Annotated in this window: 26 protein-coding genes and 2 riboswitches; of the genes, 12 read left to right on the top strand and 14 right to left on the bottom strand. The window is 72.6% G+C overall.

Annotated elements, in window-relative coordinates:
• The first annotated feature begins 113 nt into the window (after positions 1–113).
• The 8 genes from ACGFI1_RS15395 to ACGFI1_RS15360 all read left to right on the top strand — a co-directional run bounded on the left by ACGFI1_RS15395 (position 114) and on the right by ACGFI1_RS15360 (position 6447).
• The gene (locus ACGFI1_RS15395) at positions 114–746 is read left to right on the top strand and encodes a DUF6286 domain-containing protein (RefSeq protein WP_392786281.1); all 633 of its coding nucleotides are present in this window, start codon (positions 114–116) and stop codon (positions 744–746) included.
• Positions 747–825: 79 nt separating this feature from the next.
• Positions 826–1389: a hypothetical protein gene (locus ACGFI1_RS15390; RefSeq protein WP_386874744.1), complete on the top strand. Its 564-nt coding sequence runs from the start codon at positions 826–828 to the stop codon at positions 1387–1389.
• A gap of 264 nt (positions 1390–1653) precedes the next feature.
• Entirely contained in the window at positions 1654–3255 is a 1602-nt protein-coding gene (locus ACGFI1_RS15385; RefSeq protein ID WP_392785816.1) for a sensor histidine kinase, read from the top strand.
• A complete protein-coding gene (locus ACGFI1_RS15380; protein WP_301176110.1) occupies positions 3252–3923 on the top strand; it encodes a response regulator in 672 nt (223 codons plus the stop codon). Before ACGFI1_RS15385 ends, ACGFI1_RS15380 begins: the two co-directional genes overlap by 4 nt.
• A gap of 47 nt (positions 3924–3970) precedes the next feature.
• On the top strand, positions 3971–4123 hold the full coding sequence (locus ACGFI1_RS15375) for a hypothetical protein (RefSeq protein WP_171069297.1): 153 nt from the start codon (positions 3971–3973) through the stop codon (positions 4121–4123).
• A gap of 238 nt (positions 4124–4361) precedes the next feature.
• A complete protein-coding gene (locus tag ACGFI1_RS15370; RefSeq protein ID WP_392785814.1) occupies positions 4362–4592 on the top strand; it encodes a hypothetical protein in 231 nt (76 codons plus the stop codon).
• 229 nt (positions 4593–4821) lie between these two features.
• Entirely contained in the window at positions 4822–5985 is a 1164-nt protein-coding gene (locus ACGFI1_RS15365) for a thiolase family protein (protein WP_392786279.1), read from the top strand.
• A 15-nt stretch (positions 5986–6000) separates the two neighbouring features.
• Complete coding sequence (locus tag ACGFI1_RS15360) at positions 6001–6447, top strand: winged helix-turn-helix transcriptional regulator (RefSeq protein ID WP_386874747.1); 447 nt, start codon at positions 6001–6003, stop codon at positions 6445–6447.
• On the opposite strand, the gene ACGFI1_RS15355 is transcribed toward ACGFI1_RS15360, so the two are convergent.
• Entirely contained in the window at positions 6415–6999 is a 585-nt protein-coding gene (locus ACGFI1_RS15355) for a TetR/AcrR family transcriptional regulator (protein ID WP_392785812.1), read from the bottom strand. The genes ACGFI1_RS15360 and ACGFI1_RS15355 overlap by 33 nt on opposite strands.
• A 90-nt stretch (positions 7000–7089) precedes the next feature.
• Here ACGFI1_RS15355 and ACGFI1_RS15350 point away from each other — a divergent pair, with 90 nt between their 5' ends.
• A complete protein-coding gene (locus ACGFI1_RS15350; protein WP_392785810.1) occupies positions 7090–7551 on the top strand; it encodes a nuclear transport factor 2 family protein in 462 nt (153 codons plus the stop codon).
• A 3-nt stretch (positions 7552–7554) separates the two neighbouring features.
• On the opposite strand, the gene ACGFI1_RS15345 is transcribed toward ACGFI1_RS15350, so the two are convergent.
• The 10 genes from ACGFI1_RS15345 to ACGFI1_RS15300 all read right to left on the bottom strand — a co-directional run bounded on the left by ACGFI1_RS15345 (position 7555) and on the right by ACGFI1_RS15300 (position 14844).
• On the bottom strand, positions 7555–7914 hold the full coding sequence (locus ACGFI1_RS15345) for a MerR family transcriptional regulator (protein ID WP_392785808.1): 360 nt from the start codon (positions 7912–7914) through the stop codon (positions 7555–7557).
• 5 nt (positions 7915–7919) lie between these two features.
• Positions 7920–8543, bottom strand: coding sequence for a LysE family translocator (locus tag ACGFI1_RS15340; RefSeq protein ID WP_386874751.1), 624 nt, complete (start codon positions 8541–8543; stop codon positions 7920–7922).
• A 21-nt stretch (positions 8544–8564) separates the two neighbouring features.
• A complete protein-coding gene (locus ACGFI1_RS15335) occupies positions 8565–9314 on the bottom strand; it encodes an SDR family NAD(P)-dependent oxidoreductase (protein WP_386874752.1) in 750 nt (249 codons plus the stop codon).
• Positions 9315–9360: 46 nt separating this feature from the next.
• Positions 9361–9729: a type II toxin-antitoxin system death-on-curing family toxin gene (locus tag ACGFI1_RS15330; RefSeq protein WP_392785806.1), complete on the bottom strand. Its 369-nt coding sequence runs from the start codon at positions 9727–9729 to the stop codon at positions 9361–9363.
• Positions 9726–9929 (bottom strand): hypothetical protein, encoded by a 204-nt coding sequence (locus tag ACGFI1_RS15325; protein WP_392736690.1) that lies wholly within the window; start codon positions 9927–9929, stop codon positions 9726–9728. Before ACGFI1_RS15325 ends, ACGFI1_RS15330 begins: the two co-directional genes overlap by 4 nt.
• Positions 9930–9980: 51 nt before the next feature.
• Entirely contained in the window at positions 9981–11351 is a 1371-nt protein-coding gene (locus ACGFI1_RS15320; RefSeq protein WP_138636067.1) for an L-serine ammonia-lyase, read from the bottom strand.
• Between the two features lie 51 nt (positions 11352–11402).
• A complete protein-coding gene (locus tag ACGFI1_RS15315) occupies positions 11403–12659 on the bottom strand; it encodes a serine hydroxymethyltransferase (RefSeq protein WP_392785804.1) in 1257 nt (418 codons plus the stop codon).
• Positions 12656–13045 carry a glycine cleavage system protein GcvH gene (gene gcvH, locus ACGFI1_RS15310; protein WP_138636065.1) on the bottom strand — a complete coding sequence of 130 codons (390 nt, stop codon included), beginning with the start codon at positions 13043–13045 and terminating at the stop codon, positions 12656–12658. The genes ACGFI1_RS15315 and gcvH overlap by 4 nt, the downstream gene beginning before the upstream one ends.
• A gap of 15 nt (positions 13046–13060) precedes the next feature.
• Entirely contained in the window at positions 13061–14149 is a 1089-nt protein-coding gene (gcvT, locus tag ACGFI1_RS15305; protein ID WP_364552643.1) for a glycine cleavage system aminomethyltransferase GcvT, read from the bottom strand.
• A 73-nt stretch (positions 14150–14222) separates the two neighbouring features.
• A riboswitch (glycine riboswitch) is annotated at positions 14223–14311 on the bottom strand.
• Positions 14312–14315: 4 nt separating this feature from the next.
• Positions 14316–14411, bottom strand: a riboswitch (glycine riboswitch).
• A gap of 61 nt (positions 14412–14472) precedes the next feature.
• The gene (locus ACGFI1_RS15300; RefSeq protein ID WP_392785801.1) at positions 14473–14844 is read right to left on the bottom strand and encodes a hypothetical protein; all 372 of its coding nucleotides are present in this window, start codon (positions 14842–14844) and stop codon (positions 14473–14475) included.
• Positions 14845–15083: 239 nt separating this feature from the next.
• On the opposite strand from ACGFI1_RS15300, the gene ACGFI1_RS15295 reads away from it, so the two are divergent.
• Complete coding sequence (locus ACGFI1_RS15295; RefSeq protein ID WP_301176100.1) at positions 15084–16382, top strand: M50 family metallopeptidase; 1299 nt, start codon at positions 15084–15086, stop codon at positions 16380–16382.
• On the opposite strand, the gene ACGFI1_RS15290 is transcribed toward ACGFI1_RS15295, so the two are convergent.
• Positions 16372–17469 carry a PLP-dependent cysteine synthase family protein gene (locus ACGFI1_RS15290; protein WP_392785799.1) on the bottom strand — a complete coding sequence of 366 codons (1098 nt, stop codon included), beginning with the start codon at positions 17467–17469 and terminating at the stop codon, positions 16372–16374. The genes ACGFI1_RS15295 and ACGFI1_RS15290 overlap by 11 nt on opposite strands.
• 89 nt (positions 17470–17558) lie before the next feature.
• Between ACGFI1_RS15290 and ACGFI1_RS15285 the strand changes: the two genes are divergently transcribed.
• Positions 17559–18701, top strand: coding sequence for a hypothetical protein (locus tag ACGFI1_RS15285; RefSeq protein WP_387075098.1), 1143 nt, complete (start codon positions 17559–17561; stop codon positions 18699–18701).
• On the opposite strand, the gene ACGFI1_RS15280 is transcribed toward ACGFI1_RS15285, so the two are convergent.
• Positions 18698–20290 carry an ATP-dependent DNA ligase gene (locus ACGFI1_RS15280; RefSeq protein ID WP_392785798.1) on the bottom strand — a complete coding sequence of 531 codons (1593 nt, stop codon included), beginning with the start codon at positions 20288–20290 and terminating at the stop codon, positions 18698–18700. The genes ACGFI1_RS15285 and ACGFI1_RS15280 overlap by 4 nt on opposite strands.
• Before the next feature lie 122 nt (positions 20291–20412).
• Between ACGFI1_RS15280 and ACGFI1_RS15275 the strand changes: the two genes are divergently transcribed.
• Entirely contained in the window at positions 20413–21153 is a 741-nt protein-coding gene (locus ACGFI1_RS15275; protein WP_392785796.1) for a hypothetical protein, read from the top strand.
• A 325-nt stretch (positions 21154–21478) separates the two neighbouring features.
• Here the strand turns inward: ACGFI1_RS15275 and ACGFI1_RS15270 are convergent, their stop codons facing one another.
• On the bottom strand, positions 21479–22450 hold the full coding sequence (locus ACGFI1_RS15270) for an AurF N-oxygenase family protein (RefSeq protein WP_392785794.1): 972 nt from the start codon (positions 22448–22450) through the stop codon (positions 21479–21481).
• Positions 22451–22495 lie beyond the last annotated feature (45 nt).

The raw sequence follows: 22495 nt of genomic DNA, 5'->3' as shown, positions 1-22495 counted from the left end.
GCGGCCCCGAGCGGGCTGATCTTCTGACCTGCGCTTTTCCGTGAGATGTCGGCATGGCGAGTTTCACTCCGCGTGATTTCGCGTCACCATGGGTGACGATGTCGGGCGTGCCGATGCTCACGGGGGTGGCGATGGCCGAGGCGCTGGTCAAGGACCTGATCGACGAGTCGCGCGACCGGCGCGGCGCGCGCCGGCTCGCCGTCCGCGCGTTCCGGCCGCGCCGCGCGTTCGCCGGGGTCGTCGCCGCGCTGCTGCTGACGGTGACCGGCGGGGTCGCCGCGATCGAGCTGCTGGCCGCCGCGCTCGGCTCCGCCGTCCATCCCGTGCCGGGCGTCGCCGCGCTGGCGGACGTCCTGCGCGGGCGCACCTGGGACGACCCGGCCGTCATCGCGGCGGCGGCGGGCGTCGCCGTCCTCGGCGCCGCGTTCCTCGCCGCCGCGCTGCCCGGCCGGCTGCGCGGCGTCCCGCTGGACGGCACCGACCCCCGCCAGGCCGGCCTCATCGGACGGGCCGCGCTGCGCCGCACGGTCGCCGAGGCGGTGCTGGACGTCCCCGGCATCGAGCGGGTCCGCGTGCGCGGGCTCGGGATCGTCCGGCGCGGGCTGGTCGTCCGGGCCGGCACCCACTACCGGAACCCGGCGAACCTGCCGGAGCTGGTGCGCGCCGCCGCCGAGGAGCGGCTGGACCGGATCGAGCCGATGTACCGGCCGCCGGTCGACGTCCGGCTCGGCTGGCGGAAGGACTGACCATGCGGCGTGAGCTGACGATGCGGCGGGAGCGCTGAGCATGCGGCGGGAGGACTGACGATGCGGCGGAGGGACTGAGATGCGGATCGCGATCGCGATGACCGGGGCGGTGCTGCTGCTGGCCGGCGCGTCCGCCGCCGCGCTCGGGCTGGGCGCGCTCGACGCGTTCGGCCCGCTGTCGGCGGGGCCGCTGCTCGCCCCGGAGGTGACGCGCTTCGCCGGCGGCACCGACTGGTTCCTGCCGTCCGCCGCGGCCGCCGCCGAACTGCTGGCCCTCGCGGGGCAGCTGTGGCTCGTCCTGCAGCTGCGGACCCTCGTCCACCAGTGGTGGCCGGACCTCGACGCCGAGACCCGGGTCCGGGCGCGGGCCGCCGCCGGGGAGCTCCGGCGGGACGTGCGCGGGCTGCCCGGCGTCGAGGACGCCCGGGTCCGCCTCACCGGCACGGCCGACCGGCCGCGCCTGCTGCTGAACGTCTCCTGCGCGGGCGACACGCTGGTCGGCGAGGTGTACGGGGAGCTGGGCGCGGGCCCGGTCGAGCGGTACCGCCGCGCGCTCGGGATGCCCGACCTGCCGGTGGTGATCCGCTTCCGCCCGCTGTCGGCCCGTCCCCGGCGCCGCCGCGCGCAGCCCGAGACCGCCTGACGCACCCGGCCCGCGGCCCCGGGAGGAGCGGCGCCCGTCCCGGTCGAATCGGGACGGGCGCCCGCTACCCGGCGGGGCGCCCATGCGCCTGGACGGTCGGCGCATGCACACGGGGGGCGCACCGCGGTGGGGGAGGCCGCACGGAAGCAAGGTCGGCGGGGGCTGCGGCCGCCGCATCCGTCACTATGCGCGGTCCCGTGGTAACGGTCACGCTTGTGTACATTTCGTTCACGGCGTGTTCCGCGAGGGAGGTGCGATCGTCCGATGCGGCGTCCCCGCTGGGCGGCTCCCGGCGACTGGAGCGTGGCCCGCCAGCTGCTGGTGCTGCAGGCCGCGATCGTCGGGCTGCTCGTCGCGGCCGGGGCCGTGCTCGCCTACTGGGACGCCGGGCGCGCCGCCGACGACGCCGCCGAGCAGACCGTCACGGCCGTCGCGGCGAGCATCGCCGACGCGCGCAACGTCCGGGAGGCGCTCGCCGCCCGCGACCCGAGCGCGTCGCTGCAGCCCTACGCCGAGCGCGTCCGCCGCGACACCGGCGTGGACTTCGTCACGATCATGACGCCGGACGGGATCCGCTACACGCACCCGAACCCGTCCCGGATCGGCGGACACTTCGTCGGCAACACCGCGCCCGCCGTCGCGGGCCGCACGTTCACCGAGACCTACACCGGCACGCTCGGCCCGTCCGTGCGAAGCGTCGCGCCCGTCTTCGACGACCGGCACCGGGTGGTGGCGCTGGTCGCGGTCGGCATCACGGTCCGGGTGATCAGCGCGGAGCTGCGGCAGCGGCTGCTGGCCCTCGGCGCCGTCGCGGGCGTGGTGCTCGCCGCCGGGATGGCGGGCAGCTACCTCGTCTCCGCCCGGCTGCGCCGCCAGACCCGCGGGACCGCGCCCGGCGAGCTGCGGGAGATGTTCGAGTACTACGAGGCGATCCTGCACGCCGTCCGCGAGGGCCTGCTGATCCTCGACCGGTCGGGCCGGGTCGTGCTGTGCAACGACGCGGCCCGCGAACTGCTGGATCTGCGCGAGCATCCGCGCGGCCGACCGGTCGCCGACCTCGGCCTGCCGGACGAGCTGGTCGCCACGCTGGAGTCCCCGAAGCCGCGCTCGGACGAGATCCACGTCGGCGACACCCGCGTCCTCGTCGTGAACACCTCGCCCGTCCGGTCCCGCGACAAGGCGATGGGCAACGTCGTCACGTTCCGCGACCACACCGAGCTGCAGAGCCTGACCGGCGAGCTGGACACCGTCCGCGGCTTCGCCGAGTCGCTGCGCTCGCAGGCCCACGAGGCCGCGAACCGCCTGCACACGGTGGTGTCGCTGGTCGAGCTGGGCCGTCCCGACCAGGCGGTGGCGTTCGCGACCGCCGAGCTGGCGACCGCGCAGCGCCTCACCGACCGGGTCGTGGGGTCGGTCACCGAACCCGTGCTGGCGGCCCTGCTGCTGGGCAAGTCGACCGAGGCCGCCGAGCGCGGCGTCGAGCTCGTCATCAGCGAGGACACCGCGATCGAGGGCACGGTGGAGGCCCGCGACCTCGTCACGATCCTGGGCAACCTGATCGACAACGCGGTGGACGCGGCGATCGAGAACGCGTCCGTCCGGCTGCCGCGCGTCACCGTCAGCGCCCGCGAGGACGCCGGCACCCTCCTGCTGGAGGTGTCCGACAGCGGGCCCGGCGTCGACCCGGCGGCGGTGCCCGAGATGTTCCGGCGCGGCTGGACGACCAAGTCGTCCGGCGGGCCGGTCGGGCACGGGCTCGGCCTCGCGCTGGTCGGCCAGGCCGTCCGGCGGCACGGCGGCGACGTCCGGGTGGGGCGGGACGCGGGCGCCGTGTTCACCGTCCGGCTGCCCCTGGAGCGGCGATGATCGAGGTGCTCATCGTCGAGGACGACCCGGTCGCCGCCGAGGCGCACCGCACCTATGTCGAGCGCGTCGCCGGGTTCACGGTCGCCGGGGTCGTCCACTCGGGGGCGGAGGCCCTGCGCTTCTGCGAGCGCACGCCCGTGGACGTCGTCCTCCTCGACTTCTACCTGCCCGACACGCACGGCCTCACCGTCTGCCGGGCGCTGCGGGCCGGGGGCCACGACATCGACGTCATCGCCGTCACCTCGGCCCGCGACCTTGCGGTGATCCGCTCGGCGGTGTCGGTCGGGGTCGTCCAGTACCTGCTGAAGCCGTTCACGTTCGCGTCCCTGCGCGACAAACTCGACCGCTACGCCCGCTTCCGCGCGCAGACCGTCGGGACCGGCGAGGTCAGCGGGCAGGCCGACGTGGACGGCATGCTCGCCACGCTCCGCACGCCCGACCACCGCGCGCTGCCGAAGGGCATGAGCGGCGAGACGCTGCAGGCCGTGACGGAGGTGCTGTCCCGGGCGTCCGACGGCCTCTCCGCCGCCGCCGCGGCCGACCTCACCGGCGTGTCCCGCGTCACGGCGCGCAGGTACCTGGAGTACCTGGCGAAGAACGGTCTGGCGCACCGCAAACCCCACTACGGCCAGGTAGGCCGCCCCGAGGTGCGCTTCTACCCGGGCTAGACGGGGTACCTATGGGTGGACAGTGAAGCGACATCGGGGGAGTTGTCGTGACGGACAAGCCTGGCAAGCCCAAGGGCACGGAGAACGAGCGCGAGCGCGAGAAGGAGCGTCCGCGCGCGGAGGAGGCGAAGGCCGCGCCCCAGAAGAAGAAACCGGGCGACGCGGCCCGCAAGATGCGCGCCATGTTCAAGGGCGGCTAGCTTTGACGACACCTTTGAGCCCCATTGAGAGGAAAAACCCTCCTATGGGGCTAATGTCCGTAAGTGAACGGAACGTCGAGGGGATGAAGGAGGAATGCTTGTCCGACCGTAATGTTTCGGGCGGCTCCACCACGGGGCCCTTCGACGCATGGAGGGAACGGACGTACCACGGCATGGGCCCCTCCCGCTGAGCGGCCCGACGGCCCGGGGACCGCGATCGCGGCCCCCGGGCCCGTTCATGCCCGCCCGTCGGCCCGGCGCCCGCCTGTCGGCTACGCGCCCGCCTGTCGGCCTCCGCGCCCGCCTGTCGGCCTCCGCGCCCGCCTGTCGGCCCGAACTCGTCCTCGAAGATTGGGAACCGTTCCGCGATGTAGTGCACGGCTGGGACGAGCGCGACAAGGTGGTCAAGCCCTGCCCGACCTGCGAGCGGCCCGTCGACCCGCAGGCATGGCAGTGGGGCGACGACTGACTTCGCCCTGGGCCGCCTGGGCTTCACCTTCTGGAACTGGCTGCCGCTCCGTCCTGACTTCATCACCGCCCTGGCCGCCCGTCTGGGCCACCCGCCGGTCCACCTGGAGGGCAAGCTCTGACCCTCGCCCCCGAGTGTGAGGCGGGGCACAGGGTGGGGTGGGTTGTGTTTTCCAACTCGGGGTGGGGATACTGCGGATTAGTTGGAAAACACAACGGAGGTGGTGGCCGTGCGGGACGCGGTGATCGTGGAGGCGGTGCGGACCCCGGTCGGCAAGGGGAAGGCGAACGGGGCGCTGCACGGCGACCACCCGGCCGACCTGCTGGCGCAGACGCTGAAGGCCCTCGTCGAGCGGGCCGGGATCGAGCCCGGGGAGGTGGACGACGTCATCGGCGGTGTCGTCACGCAGGTCGGGGACCAGGCGCTCAACCTCACCCGGACGGCCGTGCTCGCCGCCGGGTTCCCCGAGAGCGTCCCGGCGATGACCGTGGACCGGCAGTGCGGGTCGTCCCAGCAGGCGCTGCACCTGGCGGCGCAGGGCGTGCAGAGCGGCGCCTACGACATCGCGATCGCGTGCGGCGTCGAGTCGATGTCGCGGGTGCCGATGGGGTCGAACGTGCTGCCTGGCAGCGACCCGTTCGGGGCGGGCCTGCGCGAGCGGTACCCGGACGGGCTCGTCGGCCAGGGCATCAGCGCCGAGCTGATCGCCGACCGGTGGGACCTGGCGCGGGAGGAACTCGACGCCTATGCCTACGAGTCGCACCGCCGCGCCGCCGAGGCGTGGAAGAACGGCGAGTTCGACCGGGAGGTCGTCTGGACGGGGCAGTGGGACGAGACCGTCCGTCCCGGGACGTCCCCGGAGATCCTCGCCGGGCTCAAGCCGGCCTACTACGACGAGCGGATGGCCGAGCGGTTCCCGCAGATCGCGTGGAAGGTCACCGCGGGCAACGCGTCACCGGTCAACGACGGCGCGGCGGCCGTCCTGGTCATGGGCGCCGACGTCGCCGAGCGGCTCGGGCTGCGCCCTCGGGCGCGGTTCCACGCGCTCACCGTGACCGGCGACGACCCGCTGCTGATGCTCACCGCGATCATCCCGGCGACGGAGAAGGTGCTCAAGCGGGCCGGCCTCCGGTTGGACGACATCGACCTGTTCGAGGTGAACGAGGCGTTCGCGCCGGTCGTCCTCGCGTGGCAGCGGGAGACGGGCGCCGACCTGGCGAAGGTCAACGTGCGCGGGGGCGCGATCGCCATCGGGCATCCGCTCGGTGCCAGCGGCGTGCGGATCATGACCACGCTGCTGCACGCCCTGGAGGACCGCGGCGGGCGGTTCGGCCTGCAGACCATGTGCGAGGGCGGCGGGCAGGCCAACGCCACCATCGTCGAGCGGCTCTGACATAGGCTGCGTCGTATGCCGAAGGACGCCGCTCCCCGCGAGTGCTCGGTCGCCGACACGCTGGACCTCGTCGGCGAGCGCTGGAGCCTGCTCGCGATCAGGGAGCTGTCCTACGGGGTGCGGCGCTTCGACCAGATCGTCCGCAACACGGGCGCGCCCCGCGACATCCTGACGTCGCGGCTCCGCAAGCTGGAGGCGAACGGCATCGTCCGGCGGGAGCGCTACAGCGACCGTCCGGCCCGCTTCGAGTACCACCTGACGCCGTCGGGCCTGGAGCTGTGCGACGTCCTGCTGGTGCTGATGGCGTGGGGCGACCGGCACCTGCACCCGGACGATCCGCCCGTCCAGTGGCGGCATTCGTGCGGCGAGACGGTCAGCCCGGTGGTCGTGTGCCGGCACTGCGGCAACGAGGCCCGTGCCGGCGCGCACTCACCGACCGGCCGCGGCGCCCTGACCTCCTAGCAGGGCCTGGGCGCCGGCCCGGGCCCGCTCGGCGGCCGACGGGTCGCCCTGCACACCGGCCACCACGATCGCCCCTTCAGCGAGCAGATAGACCGCCTCAGCAATGGACGCATCGACGCCGGAAACGAGCTCGACCACCTGGTCATGGAAGGCGCGCTTGTGCGCGCGCGCCACGGCCGTGATCGCAGGCGCGGACGGCCCAAGCTCCCCATGAGCGTTCACCCACGCGCACCCACGAAACCCCGGCTCGGCGAACCAAGCACCGAGCCAGTCGAACATCGCGAGCACGCGCTCACGCGGATCGGCCACCCCGCCCACGTACTCGGCGAGACTCCCGCGCCACCGCCGGTCGCGGCGCTCCAGCATCGCGACGACTAGGGCCTCCTTGGTGGGGAACAGCCGGTACATGCGCTTGAGGGGCAGCGCGGAAGCGGCGCGCAGCTCGTCCATGCCGACCGCTTGGACGCCCCGCCGGTAGAAGAGGTCCTCGGCGACGTCCAGCAGCCGGCGGCGGTCGGTCTCCTGTTGCTCCTCGGTGATCGCGGCCGGCATCGACGCTCCTGGCTTGACGTTGAGAACGGTCGTTCCCTAGGTTAGTGGACGCCGATAGAGAACGTGCGTTCTCAACATGAGGAGGATCCGATGGCCGACGACCGCCCGCCCTACCCGCCGTTCACCGAGGAGACCGCGCTGCAGAAGGTCCAGGCCGCCGAGGACGCCTGGAACACCCGCGACCCCCACCGCGTCGCCGCCGCCTACACGCCCGACTCCGTCTGGCGGAACCGCGACCGCTTCGTCACCGGCCGGGACGAGATCGTCGCCTTCCTCACCGAGAAGTGGGAGCGCGAGCAGGACTACGCGCTCCGCAAGAGCCTGTGGGGCTTCCGCGGCAACCGCATCGCCGTCCGCTTCCAGTACGAATGGCACGACGCCGCCGGCCAGTGGTGGCGCAGCTACGGCAACGAGCTGTGGGAGTTCGACGACCGCGGCCTGATGCGCCGCCGCGAGGCCAGCATCAACGACGTCCCGATCACCGAGGCCGACCGCCGCATCCACGGCCCCCGTCCCGCCGCCGAACACGGCCAGGACATCCCACTCCGGTAACGCTCAACCACGCCGCCCCATCGCCTCCCGCAACACGGTGGCGAGGCGGTCGCGGGCCTCGACCTGGGCGGCGATGCGCGCGTCCAGCACCGCGAGCCGGTCGAACGCGATCCGCAGGTTCCTCTCCGCCGGGGGCGCGGCGGCCACATCGCCGTCCAGGCATGCGGAGAAGGCCCGGACGTCGTCGAGCGTGAGCCCCGCGCCCAGCAGGTGCCGGATGTTGCGCACGCGCACGACCGCGCGCTCGTCGTAGATCCGGTAGCCGTTGGACGCCCGCCGCGACGAGATCAGCCCCGCCTCCTCGTAGTGCCGCAGGGCGCGCGGCGTCGTCCCCGCGACCCGCGCCAGCTCACCGATGCGCATCGCCGTCACCGTTCCGCGGCCAGGCGGACGCCCAGGCCGATGAAGAGGGCGCCCACCGCCGTGTTCAGCCGGCGCTGGGCGGCGTGGCGGCGGCGCAGCCAGTCCCCGATCCGCCCGGCGAGGACGCCGACCGTCCCGTCCACGAGGAACTCCAGCAGGATCAGCACGGCGCCGAGCACCGCGAACTGCAGCCACACGTGCCCGCGGCCCGGGTCGATGAACTGGGGCAGGAACGCGATCGTGAACGTGACCATCTTCGGGTTCAGCAGGTTGGTCAGCAGCCCGTTGAGGTAGGCGCGGCGTCCAGAGACCCCCGCCGGGGCCGCGTCCTGAAGGTCGCGGCGGCGCCGGAGCGTCTGGACGCCCAGGTACACCAGGTAGACGGCGCCGACGACGCGCACCACCGTGAAGGCGAGCGGCACCGCGGCGAACAGCGCGGCCAGCCCGGCCGCGGCCACCGCGACGTGCACGGCCTCGCTCGTCGCGACCCCGGCCGTGGCGAGCAGCCCGGCCCGGGCCCCGCCGCGCATCCCGCACCCGAGGACGAACAGCATGTCGGGCCCGGGGATCACCATGGCCACGACCGAGGTCGCGAAGAACAGCGCGAGCAGGTGCGGATCGATCGGCATGCCACGATCATCACACGCCGCTCACCCCACGACGGCTCCGCCGTCCACCGGGAACACGACCCCCGTCACGAACGACGCCTCCGGCGCGGCCAGCCGGGTGACCGCCCACGCCACCTCCTCGGGACGCCCGATCCGCCCGAGCGGCGTGTGCTCGATCTGCCAGGTCCGGACGGCGGCGAGCTGCTCGTCCGACAGCCCCTGGTGCCTCCCGATCGGGGTGCCGATCGCGCCGGGCGCCACCGCCACGACGCGGACCCCGCGCGGCGCGAGCTCCACCGCCCAGCTCCGGGTGAGCACCTCCAGCGCCGCCTTCGTCGCCGCGTAGAACGCGTTCCCCGGCCACGCCCGCTGCCCGACGGACGTGCTGACGTTGACGATGACCCCGCCGTCGCCGAGCACCTCCAGCGCCGCCCGAGCCAGCAGCACGGGCGCGACGAGGTTCGTCGCGAGCTGCGCGTCCATCGCCTCGGGCGCCGTCGCGTCCAGCGCGCCGCTCCGCACGATCGCCGCGTTGTTGACCAGGACGTCCAGCCGCCCGTGGACGTCCGTCACCTGCCGCACGATCTCCTCGGCGGCGCCTTCCCCGGTGATGTCGGCGGCCAGCGGATGAATGAGGTCGTGCCCCTCCGCGGTCTCAGCGAGCGGCTCGGCCCGCCGTCCGACGGCCACCACCCGCGTCCCCTCAGCCGCGAACATGCGCGCCGTGGCACGCCCGATCCCCGTCCCGGCCCCAGTGACGACGGCGACTCTTTCCCGTGAACGCATCTCCATGCGCCCAACCGTCGAACCCTGCCCCCAACGTCAAGGTCAAGCCGGGTCAGCGGGGGATGACGTTCAGGGCCCTCGCCAGGTCTGTGATGGTCGTGTCCGCGCCGGAGGCGGCCACGCGGACGACGAGGTCGAACGCCTCGTCCTTGGACAGGCCCGGGCGCTCGTCGTTGAGGGCCAGCAACACCCGTGCGGCCGTCCAGCCGACGCGCTTGTTCCCGTCCACGAACGGATGGTTGCCGAGCACTGCGTGCAGCAGCGCCGCCGCCTTCTCCGCGCTGGTCGGGAACGCCTCGACGCCGAACGTGACGGTCGACGGGCGGGCGGCGGCGGCCGCGACGAGCCCGGCGTCCCGCACCTGCGCCTCGCCGCCGTGCAGGGCCGCGTTGATGGCGATGAGGTCGGACGGGGTGATCACGCGTCCCCCAGGCGGGCGAGCAGCCGGGCGTCCTCGGCCATGACCTCCTGGATCAGCTCCGCGACGCGGGCGCGGTGCGTCTCGCGCCGCTCCAGCCATTCGGTCACCGCGCGGGCGGCGGCCTCCTCCACGGGGATGCCCTCCGCTTCGGCGGCGTCCGCCAGCGCGGCCGTCAGCGCAGGGGACAGGTTCAGGTTCATGCGGCGAATGCTACGGAGGCGCCGCGCTCGGCTCGACGTGTTTTCAGGGGGTCAGCATTCGATGACGTTGACGGCCAGGCCGCCGCGTGAGGTCTCCTTGTATTTGTCGAGCATGTCGCGGCCGGTGTCGCGCATGGTCTTGATGGCCTTGTCGAGGGTGACGAAGTGGCGGCCGTCGCCGCGGAGGGAGATGCGGGCGGCGCTGATGGCCTTGATGGCGCCGACCGCGTTGCGTTCGATGCAGGGGACCTGGACGAGGCCGCCGACCGGGTCGCAGGTGAGGCCGAGGTTGTGCTCGATGCCGATCTCGGCGGCGTTCTCCACCTGCTCGGGGGTGCCGCCGAGGACCTCGGTGAGGCCGGCGGCGGCCATGGAGCAGGCGGAGCCGACCTCGCCCTGGCAGCCGACCTCGGCGCCGGAGATGGAGGCGTTCTGCTTGAACAGGACGCCGATCGCGCCGGCGGTCAGCAGGAAGCGGACGACGCCCTCGTCGTCGCTCGGGAGGAAGCGGTCGCAGTAGTGCAGGACGGCCGGGATGATGCCGGCGGCGCCGTTGGTCGGGGCGGTGACGATGCGGCCGCCGGCGGCGTTCTCCTCGTTGACGGCGAGGGCGAACAGGGTGACCCAGTCCATCGCGTGGAGGGGGTCGGCGGGCTTCTCGGTGGAGAGCTGGCGGTGCAGCTGGGGCGCGCGGCGGCGGACCTTCAGGCCGCCGGGGAGCAGGCCCTCGCGGGTGCAGCCGCGGGTGACGCAGTCCCGCATGACCTGCCACAGGTCGAGGAGGTCCGCGCGGATCTCGGCGGGGGTGCGGCCGAACGCCGTCTCGTTCTCCAGCATGAGCGCGGAGATCGACAGGCCCGTCTCGCGGCAGCGGTCGAGGAGTTCGGCGGCCGTGTCGAACGGGTGGGGGAGGACGGTGTCGTCCGGTTTGATGCGGTCGGCGCCGGTGGCGTTCTCGTCCAGGATGAAGCCGCCGCCGACGGAGTAGTAGACCTTCGTGCGCAGTTCGGCGCCGGTCTCGCCGAGGGCCGTGAAGCGCATGCCGTTCGGGTGGCCGGGGAGCGACTTCTTGCGCTCGAAGTGGAGGTGCTCGTTGACGACGAACGGGATGTCGTGGTCGCCGAAGAGGCGGAGGGCGCCGCGTTCGCGGATGGACGCCAGGCGCTCGTCCACGGTGTCGACGTCGACCAGTTCGGGCTTGTCGCCCTCCAGGCCGAGGATGACGGCCTTGTCGCTGCCGTGGCCCTTGCCGGTGAGACCGAGCGAGCCGTAGAGGACGACCTGGACGGACGCCGTCTTCTCCAGGAGCCCGTCGCGTTCCAGGCCGCGGGCGAAGCGGTGCGCGGCGGCCATGGGGCCGCCGGTGTGGGACGAGGACGGGCCGATACCGATCTTGAACAGGTCGAACACGCTGATGGCCATTGCTACCTCGTTGTAGCTGCGCCCCCTCCCGGGGGAGGGGGCGCGGAGACGTCACAGGTTCGGATACAGGGGGTGCTTCTCGGCGAGGGCCTTCACGCGTTCCGCGAGGGCGTCCTTGTCGAAGGACGGCTGCAGGGCCAGCGCGATGACGTCGGCGACCTCGGCGAAGTCCGCGGCGGTGAAGCCGCGGGTGGCGAGGGCCGGGGTGCCGATGCGCAGCCCGGAGGTGACCATCGGCGGGCGCGGGTCGTTCGGCACCGCGTTCCGGTTCACCGTGATGCCGATCTCGTGCAGCCGGTCCTCGGCGTCGCGGCCGGTGAGCTCGGAGTCGACCAGGTCGACCAGGACGAGGTGGACGTCCGTGCCGCCGGTCAGCACCTTCACGCCGGCCTTGGCGGAGTCCTCGGCGAGGAGGCGGTCGGCGAGCAGCTTCGCGCCCTCGACGGTGGCCGCCTGCCGGGCCTTGAACTCCTCCGACGCGGCGATCTTCAGCGCGACGGCCTTGGCGGCGATCACGTGCTCCAGCGGGCCGCCCTGCATGCCCGGGAACACCGCCGAGTTGATCTTCTTGCCGTACTCCTCGCGGGCGAGGATCAGCCCGCCGCGCGGGCCGCCGAGCGTCTTGTGCGTCGTCGTGGTGACGATGTCGGCGTGCGGGACGGGCGAGGGGTGCAGCCCCGCCGCGACGAGCCCCGCGAAGTGCGCCATGTCGACCATGAGCAGCGCGCCGACCGAGTCGGCGATCTTGCGGAACTCGGGGAAGTCGAGCTGCCGCGGGTACGCCGACCAGCCCGCGACGATCATCTTGGGCCGGTGCTCGGCGGCGAGGGCGGCGACCTCGTCCATGTCGACGAGGCCGTCCTCGGCGCGGACGTGGTACGGCACGACGTTCAGCGTCTTGCCGGAGTAGTTCAGCCGCATCCCGTGCGTGAGGTGGCCGCCGTGCGCGAGGTCCAGCCCGAGGATGGTGTCGCCGTGCTGGAGCAGCGCGAAGTACACGGCCGTGTTGGCCTGCGCCCCGCTGTGCGGCTGGACGTTCGCGTGCTCGGCGCCGAACAGCGCCTTGGCGCGGTCGATCGCGAGCTGCTCGGTGACGTCGACGAACTCGCAGCCGCCGTAGTAGCGGCGGCCGGGGTAGCCCTCGGCGTACTTGTTGGTCAGGACGGAGCCCTGCGCCTCCAGCACCGAGACCGGCGCGAAGTTCTCCGACGCGATCATCTCCAGCGTGGACTGCTGGCGCCGCAGCTCGGCGCCGACGGCCTCGGCGACCTCGGGGTCGGCGGCGGCCAGCGAATCGTGGAGGCTCATGACTCCTCGATCAGCTTCTCGTAGGAGGCGGAGTCGAGCAGGTCGCCGGGCTCGTCGCTGATCCGGACCTTGAAGATCCAGCCCTCGCCGTACGGGTCGTCGTTGATGACCTTCGGCTCGTCCACCACGGCGGAGTTGATCGCGGTGATCTCGCCGCTGACCGGAGAGTAGAGGTCGCTGACCGACTTGGTGGACTCGACCTCGCCGCACGGCTCGCCCGCCTCGACGGTGTCGCCCTCGGAGGGCTGCAGCTCGAGGTAGACGATCTCCCCGAGGGCGTCGGCGGCGTGCGCGGTGATGCCGACGGTGACGATCCCGTCCTCACCGCCGAGGCCGGACACCCACTCGTGCTCTTCGCTGTAGCGGAGCTGCTCCGGAACGCTCACGATCTCTCTCTTCTCTCAGGAACGCTTGTAGAAGGGCAGGGCCACCACGTCCACCGGCTCGGGCCGGCCGCGGACGTCCACGGCCAGTTCCGTCTCCTCGACGCCGCTGTCGAGGTAGGCCAGGGCGATCGGCTTGCCCAGTGTGGGGGAAGGGGCCCCGCTCGTCACGACGCCGCACGGCGTGCCGCCGGACGTGACGACCTGGTACCCCTTCCGTGGCGCGCGACGCCCGCGCGCGACCAGTCCCACGAGCCTACGGCCCGGCGGCGTCGCGGCCTGCGCCGCCAGGGTGGTCTTGCCCACGAAATCGACGGTCTTGTCCAGCTTCACGACCCGGCCGAGGCCCGCCTCGAACGGCGTCGTCTCGGCGGTCAGCTCGTTGCCGTACAGCGGCATGCCCGCTTCGAGGCGCAGCGAGTCGCGCGCGGCGAGGCCCGCCGGGACGACCCCGTCGACCGCGGCGAGCGCCCGCCACAGCGCGACGGCGTCGGCGGCGTCCACGAACAGCTCGAAGCCGTCCTCGCCGGTGTAGCCGGTGCGGGCGATCAGCGCGTCCACGCCCGCGACGCGTCCGGCGAGGATCGCGTAGTACTTGAGGTCGCCCACGGGCGCGTCGGTGAACTCTTCGAGAATTCCCTGTGAGCGCGGACCCTGGAGGGCGACCAGCGCGTACGCGGCGGAGCGGTCGTCGACGGCCGCCTCGAAGCCGGTGGCGCGCTCGGCCAGCGCGTCCCGCACGACGTCGGAATTGGCCGCGTTCGCCACGACCATCCACGTCTCGTCGGCGAGCCGGTAGACGATCAGGTCGTCGAGGACGCCGCCGTCCGGCGCGCAGATCATCGTGTAGCGGGCCTTGCCGACCGGCATCGTCGACAGGTTCCCGACCAGCGCGTAGTCGAGCGCGGCGCCCGCGTCCGGCCCGGAGAGGAAGATCTCCCCCATGTGCGACAGGTCGAACAGGCCGGCCCCGGTGCGGACGGCCTGGTGCTCGGCGGTCTCGCTCTTGTAGCGCAGCGGCATCAGGTAGCCGGCGAAGTCGACGAGGTTCGCGCCGAGGTCGCGGTGGACGTCGTGCAGCGGAGTGGTCTTCGGATCGGCGGACATGGGTTCGGCTCCTTCGTCACGGGCGCGCGTGGTCCATCGTCCCACTCGCGCACCGGGCGTTTCGGTGCCTCCCCCTCTGTCATCGGCGCCTGAGAGCTTCACCCGCCGGCGGGCGGCGGGTTTTCACCTTCGGCGGGGGACCGGGTCCCCGCTTTCCAGAGGTCGCCTTGCCCGTGCGGTCCGTGGGCCTGAGAGGTTCCGGGGAGGATTTGCTCCTTCGGCGTCCCACACCGGCTGCGTGGGACTCTCCCGCACGGGGTCAACGGCTTTCCGCCAAATCTAGCAGCGGCCCCGCCCGGCGACCACCCGCCGGCCGCCCGCCCTCAGCCGGTGGGCGGCGGGGACGCCGACATCGACTTCACGCAGGTCCGCAGCGCCGCCTTGATCTTCTCCAGGTCCTTCTTCGCGGGGGTGGACGTCGGGTTCGGAGACGGCAGTTCGACCCCCTGCTCGTGCATGCAGTCGTTGAACGCCTGGGTCGCCTGGGACACCCCCGGCGGGACGGGCGCGGCCGTCGTGCCGGGCTTGCCGGTCGCCGTCCCGGACGGCGCCGAGGCCGGTGCCGAGGCCGCCGGGGTGGGCGGCGCCGACGCCCGCGCGTCCCCGCCGCCGTCGTCGGAGCCCCCGCACCCGCTGAGCGCCAGACCCAGCGCCAGCACCGCTACAAGACCGCGCTTCAAGGTGACAACCTCCATGGACCGGGGTGAGACCGCTCATAATGCGCGCGTTCGCCGCCCCGCCGCTATCACGGCGCATGCCAATGACGCCGCCGCGACTTAGCACCTCTCCTCAAATCCGCCCGGCCCGAGCGCTCCTCTCGCTGCACCGGTTCCTTGATTGACTTAAACCGGGACAGGACGGGTCGCGTACTCTGAGTTGGTCGTTGGAGATCACCCGCGGTGGGCGCGGGGGGACGAGCTGAGGGGCATGCCGGATGGTCTACCTGGCGGGGATGCTGATCCTGTTCTTCGGCCTGCTCGTGTCCATCGCGCTGCACGAACTCGGGCACTTCTCGTTCGCCAAGCTGTTCAAGGTGCGGACCACCCAGTTCATGGTCGGTTTCGGCCCGACGATGTGGTCCAAGCGCAAGGGCGAGACCGAGTACGGGGTGAAGTGGATCCCGCTCGGCGGCTACATCCGCATGATCGGGATGCTGCCGCCGCGCAAGGGCGACGCCCCCGGGCAGGTGCGGCAGGTCAGCACCGGGCCGTGGCAGGGCCTCATCGAGTCGGCGCGCGGCGCCGCCCTGGAGGAGATCCGCCCCGGCGACGAGGACCGCGTGTTCTACGCCAAGAAGTGGTGGCAGAAGCTGCTCATCATGTTCGGCGGGCCCGCGATGAACCTGCTGCTGTCGGTGATGTTCTTCGCGATCCTGCTGATGGGCATCGGCACCATGCGGGCGCAGCCGGTGATCGGCGAGGTCCTCGAATGCATGGTGCCCGCCAGCCAGTCGCAGACGACGGAATGCCCGAAGAACGCCGCCCCGACCCCGGCCGCGCAGGCGGGGCTCAAGCCCGGTGACAAGATCGTCGCGTTCGGCGGCAAGAAGATCGACGACTACGAGAAGCTGCGGGTGCTGATCCGCGACAACGGCGGCAGGACCGTCCCGATGACCGTCGAGCGGGACGGGCGGGACGTCCAGTTGAGCGTGCCGGTCACCCGCAACCAGATGTACGACCTGAAGGACCAGGACAAGATCGTCAACGTCGGGTTCCTCGGCATCACCCCGACCAGCGCGATCGAGCGGCAGGGCCCCGGCGCGGTCGCGAGCACGATGGTCGACCTGACCAGCCGCACCACCGGCGCGCTGGTGCGGATGCCGCAGAAGATGGTCGGCGTCTGGAACGCCGCCTTCGGCGACGAGAAGCGCGACCCGAACGGCCCGGTCGGCGTCGTCGGCGTCAGCCGGATCGGCGGCGAGGTCGCCGCCTCCAGCGACTACACCAACGCGGAGAAGGTGTCCTTCTTCGTGATGCTGCTCGGCTCGCTGAACCTCGCGGTCGGGCTGTTCAACCTCGTCCCGCTGCTGCCGCTGGACGGCGGCCACATCGCCGGCGCGCTGCTGGAGGCGGTGAAGAAGGCGTTCGCGAAGGTCTTCCGCCGCCCCGACCCCGGCTACGTGGACGTCGCCAAGGCGCTGCCGGTGACGTACGTGATGGCCGTCGTGCTGATCGTCATGGGCGGCCTGCTGATCTACGCCGACCTGGTGAACCCCGTCACCGTCACGGGATAGCGGGCAGCTCGCCGGTCTTCAGGAACGCGTCCAGCGCGGCCAGGTAGGGCGCTATGTCGAGGCCCTGCCCGGCGAGCCACGCGTCGGACCCGTAGGTGCCCGCGTAGCGCTCGCCGCCGTCGCAGATCAGCGTGACGACGCTGCCGCGCTCGCCGCGCGCCCGCATCTGCGCGATCAGCTCCGCCGCGCCCCACATGTTCGTGCCGGTCGAGCCGCCGACGCTGCGGCCGCTGACCTCGGCCGTCCAGCGCATCGCCGCGACGGACGCCGCGTCCGGCACCTGGATCATCCGGTCGATGACGGTCGGCAGGAACGAGGGCTCGACGCGCGGCCGGCCGATGCCCTCGATCCGCGAGCCCGCCGCCGTCCGCTCCGGGTCGCCGTCGGCGTACGAGCCGTGGAACGCCGAGCCCTCCGGGTCGACGACCGCGAGCCGCGTCTGGAACATCCGGTACCGGGCGTACCGGCCGATCGTCGCGGACGTCCCGCCGGTGCCCGCGCCGACCACGACCCAGGACGGCTCCGGGAACCGCTCCAGCCGCATCTGCTCGAAGATCGACTCGGCGATGTTGTTGTTGCCGCGCCAGTCCGTCGCGCGCTCGGCGTAGGTGAACTGGTCCATGAAGTGGCCGTTGCACTCGGCCGCGAGCCGCCGCGACTCGTCGTAGATCGAGGACGGGTCGTCCACCAGATGGCAGCGGCCGCCCTGGAACTCGATCAGCTGGATCTTCTCCGGGCTGGTCGAGGCGGGCATCACCGCGATGAACGGCAGGCCGAGCAGCCGCGCGAAGTACGCCTCCGACACCGCCGTGGACCCGCTGGACGCCTCGATGATCGTCGTGTCCTGCCGGATCCAGCCGTTCGCGAGCCCGTACAGGAACAGCGACCGGGCGAGCCGGTGTTTCAGCGAACCGGTCGGGTGGACGGACTCGTCCTTCAGGTAGAGGTCGATGCCCCACTCCGGCGGCAGCGGGAACACGTGCAGGTGCGTGTCGGCGCTGCGGTTGGCGTCGGCGTCGACGAGCCGGATCGCCTCGGCGATCCACGCCCGGTATCCGGGATCGCAGCGGTCCACGGTGCGGCTCACGGCGGCCTTCCCCTCGATCGTCGCTGATCGGCCGGGTCCCACGATATCCGTGCATGTCGCGGGTGCATGATGGAGGCAGCGGGGGGCAGATGATCGAGATGTTCGACGAGCGGATCACGGCGGCCGGGCGGCTGCCGCTGTTCGGCTTCTTCGTCGCGTTCCTCGTCACGTTCGTGCTGACGCGGGTCAACGTGCGGCTCATCCGCGCGGACGTGCGCTGGTGGTTCCGCAACGTGACCGCGGGCGACCTGCACATCCACCACGTCGTGTTCGGCGTGGTGCTGATGCTGGCGGGCGGCGTGGGGAGCCTCGCCGTCCCGGACGCCTACACCGGCCTCAACGTGGCGGCCGCCGTCGTGTTCGGCATGGGCTCCGCCCTCGTGCTGGACGAGTTCGCGCTGATCCTGCACCTCAGCGACGTGTACTGGACGGAGAAGGGCCGCGCGTCCGTCGACGCGGTGTTCGTCGCGATCGCGGTGACGGGCCTGCTGCTGCTCGGCATCCGCCCGCTGGGCTACGAGGGCATCGCGCCCGACCCCGGCACCGGCATCCTCACCCGCGTCTACGTCGCGTCCCTGGTCGTGAACCTGGTGTTCGCGGTGATCACCCTGCTCAAGGGCAAGATCTGGACGGGCCTCATCGGCCTGTTCATGCCCGCCCTGCTGATCGTCGGCGCGATCCGGGTGGCGCGGCCCGGCTCGCCGTGGGCACGCTGGCGGTACGCCCCCGACTCGCGCCGCCACCAGCGGGCCGTCCGGCGGGAGCGGCAGTTCCGCCGCCCGCTGATCCGCGGCAAGATCTGGGTGCAGGAGTTCATCGCGGGACGGCACGACCTCCTCCCGCCGGAGCTGCTGCAGCGCGGCGCCGACGCCGCCGAGCGCGCCCGGCTGCGCCGCCTCGAACGGGCGGAGCGCCGCGCCGCCGCCCGCGCCCAGCGCAAGGCCAGGGCCCGCGCGGACCGCCGGGCCGAGCGCCGTGCCGCCCGCCGCGCGGCCCGCGGCGTCCGCCGCCAGTTCGCCGCGCGCGGCGGGGCCGCCGCCCGCCGCGAGACGACCCGCACCCTGCCGCGCGTCCGCGGCCGCGCCGCGTCGCGCATGCGCGCCCGCGCCGCGGCCCGCCGCGTCCGCCGCCCCCGCGACGACTTCGCGGGCGGCCTGCGCCCCGGCGGCCGCGTCCCTTCGCCGCCCCCGGAGGAACCCGCCGCCCCGACCCCGGGAAAGCGCGACGCCTAGTCCATGACGGGGGCGACGGCGCGCACGGTCTCGATCGTGTCGGCCTCGGCGGCGGTCTTGTCGGGCCGGTACCGCAGCACCCGCGCGAACCGCAGTGCGATGCCGCCCGGGTAGCGCGGGCTGTGCTGGACGCCGTCGAACGCGATCTCCACGACCAGCTCGGGCCGGACGTGCACGACCCAGTCGTCCTCGCGCACGGCCAGCTCGCGGAGCTTCTTCGTCTGCCAGGCGAGCAGCTCGTCGGTGAGCCCCTTGAACGTCTTCCCGAGCATGACGAACCCGCCCGTCTCGGGGTCGCGCGCGCCCAGGTGCAGGTTCGACAGCAGCCCCTGCCGCCGCCCGTGCCCCCACTCCACGGCCAGCACCACGAGGTCGAGCGTGTGCCGGGGCTTCACCTTGATCCACCCGGCCCCGCGCCGCCCGGCCGTGTACGGCGTGTCGAGCGACTTGATCACGACCCCCTCATGCCCCCGCGCCACGGCCTCGTCGAACACCTCCTTGGCCCGCACCGGATCGCCGGTGACGACCCGAGGCATCCGCAAGGCCTCCGGCACGACCCGCACCAGGGCCGCATTCCGCTCCGCCCCCGGCGCGTCGAGCAAATCCCCACCGGCCGCAGACAGCTCGCCGGTGTCGTCCGCAGCACTGTCGGCCACCTCGGTGGGGACGGGTGTCTCCTCCAAGTAGAGGACGTCGAAGATGAAGACGCTCAGGGGGACCTGCTCGGTCGTCTTCGTGGTGCGGGTGGCGGTGCGGGCGGCGGTCACCTGGAAGGGGTGGGGGCTGCCGTCGGGGCGCAGGGCGATCAGTTCGCCGTCGAAGACGGCCTTGTGGACGGGGAGTGCCTGCACCGCCTCCACCACTTCGGGGAGGCGGGAGGTGATCTCGTCCAGGGTGCGGGTGAAGATGTGGATGTCGCCGTCGGCGATGTGGATCTGGGCGCGGATGCCGTCGAGCTTCCATTCGACCGCCGCTTCGGCCTTCAGCTTGGCGAACGCTTCGTCGGTGGACGGGGCCGAGGCGGCCAGCATGGGTTTGACCGGGCGGCCCACCTCCAGGGTGAAGGCGCGGAGGGCGGCGACGCCGTCGGCGAGGGCGGCGGTGGCGACCGGGCCGAGGGAGCCGCGCAGCATGAACGCGCGCCGGACCTCGGCGGACGGTACCTCGGCCGCTGCCGCGATCGCCTCGGCCATCACGCCGTCGAGTGCGCCCTGGCGCAGTTCGCCCGCCAGGAGGCGGATGAGGAAGTTCTGCTCGGCTCGGGTGGCGCGGGCGAAGAGGGCGGCGACCAGGTCGCGGCGGCGGGTGACGGAGCCGGGGCCGGAGACGGCGCCGATCTCGGTGAAGGACGCGTCGACCTCGGGGACGGTCAGCGACGGCTCGGCGGCGGGCGGCGGGAGGTCCCGCAGGGCGGCGTAGCCGACGCCGATCTGGCGTTGCGGCAGCTCACCCGACAGGTAGGCGACCACGGTGGCGGCCTCGCCGGCGTCGGCCCGGCGCAGGCACTCGGCGAGCGCCGTTACCTTGGCCTTGCGGCCCGAGGTGCCCGCCACCGCCTCCGACGTCCGGGCGATCTCCGCTATCAGCACCCTCCCAGTGTGACTCCGGGGTCTGACAATCGGCACCGCCGGGGGGCCTGGTCAGCGGTGGCGCGCCTGACTACGTTGACGGGAGGCGGGCCATGACGCGACGGGGGAGTGAGGAGCGGGACGTGGGGCTGCACCCTCCGGCCGAACCGTTCCACCGGCCGTACGCGGGGCCGGAGCCGCCGTCTCCGGCGCGGCGGCCGAAGCGGCTGATCGTGCTGCTGGTGGCGGCGGTCGCGTTCACGGGTGCGGCGGTGGCGGTGTTCCTGGCCGTGCCCGGTGGGAAGACGGATCGGGCCGCGGTGACGCCCAGTACGGCCGAGCCCTCGCCGTCCGAGCCCTCGCCGTCCGAGGCTGCGCAGGGGATCGTCCGGGCGCTGCCGCCGCCGTGCGGGACGGTCGCGGCGGAGACCGTGGCGAAGGCGGTCCCGAAGGCGAGCGAGCGGCAGAGCGCGAACTCGACGCTCACCACGTGCACGTACACCTCGAAGGAGTCGGCGTTCCGCTGGCTGCGGGTGGAGGCGCGGCTGTACGCGCCCGCGCACTCCGCGACGCCGGTGCGGGACGCCGAGAGCTACTACGACGCGCAGTGGACGCAGGCGCACGACGCCCCGCTCGTCCGGACGATCGCGCTGGAGCGGGAGCAGGGCGTGGGGGACGAGGCGTACCGCTGGTTCATGGCCGACCAGGGGCAGCCGACGCTGGTCGGTCAGGTCACGGCGCGGGTCAGGAACGCGGTCGTGACGGTCAGCTACAGCGAGGAGGCGCCGCGTGGCGGCGGCGGCCAGGCGGCGCGGGAGCGGGCGGTGCTCGGCACGGCCACGGCGGTCGCCCGCGAAGTGCTCACCGTGCTAAACGATTTCTGACCTCATTTGGCCGATCATGGCATATTTACTGTCAGCACCTTCTAAGGTGATTCGGTAATGGGGAGGCAGTATGCCGATCATGCTCCCGCGCCAGGCATGTGATCGGGGTGCTGAGACGGCTGGGAGGAGGAGGTCGACGACGTGAACGCGCGATCGGATGGAGTGTCCTGGGTGAGATAACCCCAGGCAGATGGCCGTGTTCGTCGATGGGCCGCGGAGTGGACCCCGCTCCGCGGCCCTTTTTGTTCGCGTTGTCAGGACCACTGGTCGGTATAGGCGAACCGCTTTCTAATAAGCGTTTCGACATCAAGATAAATGCGGCGGGTCAGGCGTGCAGGAGGCCCGCGCCGATCCAGACCTCGCGCGCCCGGCCGTCCAGGAAGCCGACCTCGTCGAAGAAAGCGGTGCATTTCCGGAACGACCACGCCAGGGTGGCGCGGCGGTGCGGGCTGCGCGCCGCGACGCGGCGCGCGAGCTTCGGGTCCAGCCCCACCGCCGTGTAGCAGGACGGGTGGATCATCTGCGTGGCCAGCAGCCGGGTCGCCTGCGCCATCCAGTAGGCCGCCGCCCGCCGCTGGAGCGCCGGGGCCTTGACGACCAGCCGCTTCAGCTCCTCCCGCGCGTACTTGATGTGCCGCGCCTCCTCGATCACGTGGATCCGGGTGACCTGCCGGATCAGCGGCTGCATGTCCTCGTCCGGGAACGTCAGCCGCTGGAACGCGTCGGTCAGCTCCTCCACGACGAGGGTCCCGGCGAACATCGGCATCGGGTCGTACACGGCCCCGAACAGCTTCGCGGCGTGGTACTCCAGGGCGCGCGGCCGGTGGGTGCGCAGCCCGCAGGTCCGCACCATGCGGCCGAACATCTTCGAGTGCCGGCACTCGTCCGCGATCTCCGTCAGCGCGTACGCGAAGTGGCCGCTGTCGTAGCGGTGCCGGTAGGCGTGCATGAGCAGCGACTGCATCAGCATCATCTCCGACCAGATGCCGAAGGAGGCGATGCTGCACATCTCCCGCTTGCTGAGCTCCACCCGCTGCCGGTGCGTGAGCCCGTCCCACAGCGGCGTCTCGTAGAGCGACACGAGCTGCGGCGGGATGTAGAAGACGTCCGGGTCCTGGGGCGCGTCCCAGTCGACGTCCGCGTCCGGGTCGAACGAGTGCTTGCGGGACGTCCGCAGCAGCCGCTCGGCGACCACCTCGCGGTCGGTCAGCTCCAGCGTGTGGTCGCCGTCCTTGCAGCGGATCTGGGCCGTCCACGTGCGCGGACGGCCGTCGATCAGCAACGCGTCGGGGGGCATGGGTCCTTCTCCTCTTACGGCGTGGAGGGTCGGGGGCCGCGCCCG

The organism is Actinomadura geliboluensis (assembly GCF_043197915.1).
GTDB classification, from domain to species: Bacteria; Actinomycetota; Actinomycetes; order Streptosporangiales; family Streptosporangiaceae; genus Spirillospora; species Spirillospora geliboluensis.
Note: the sequence above shows the minus strand (reverse complement) of the source record. Positions and strands in the feature narration are given on the sequence as shown.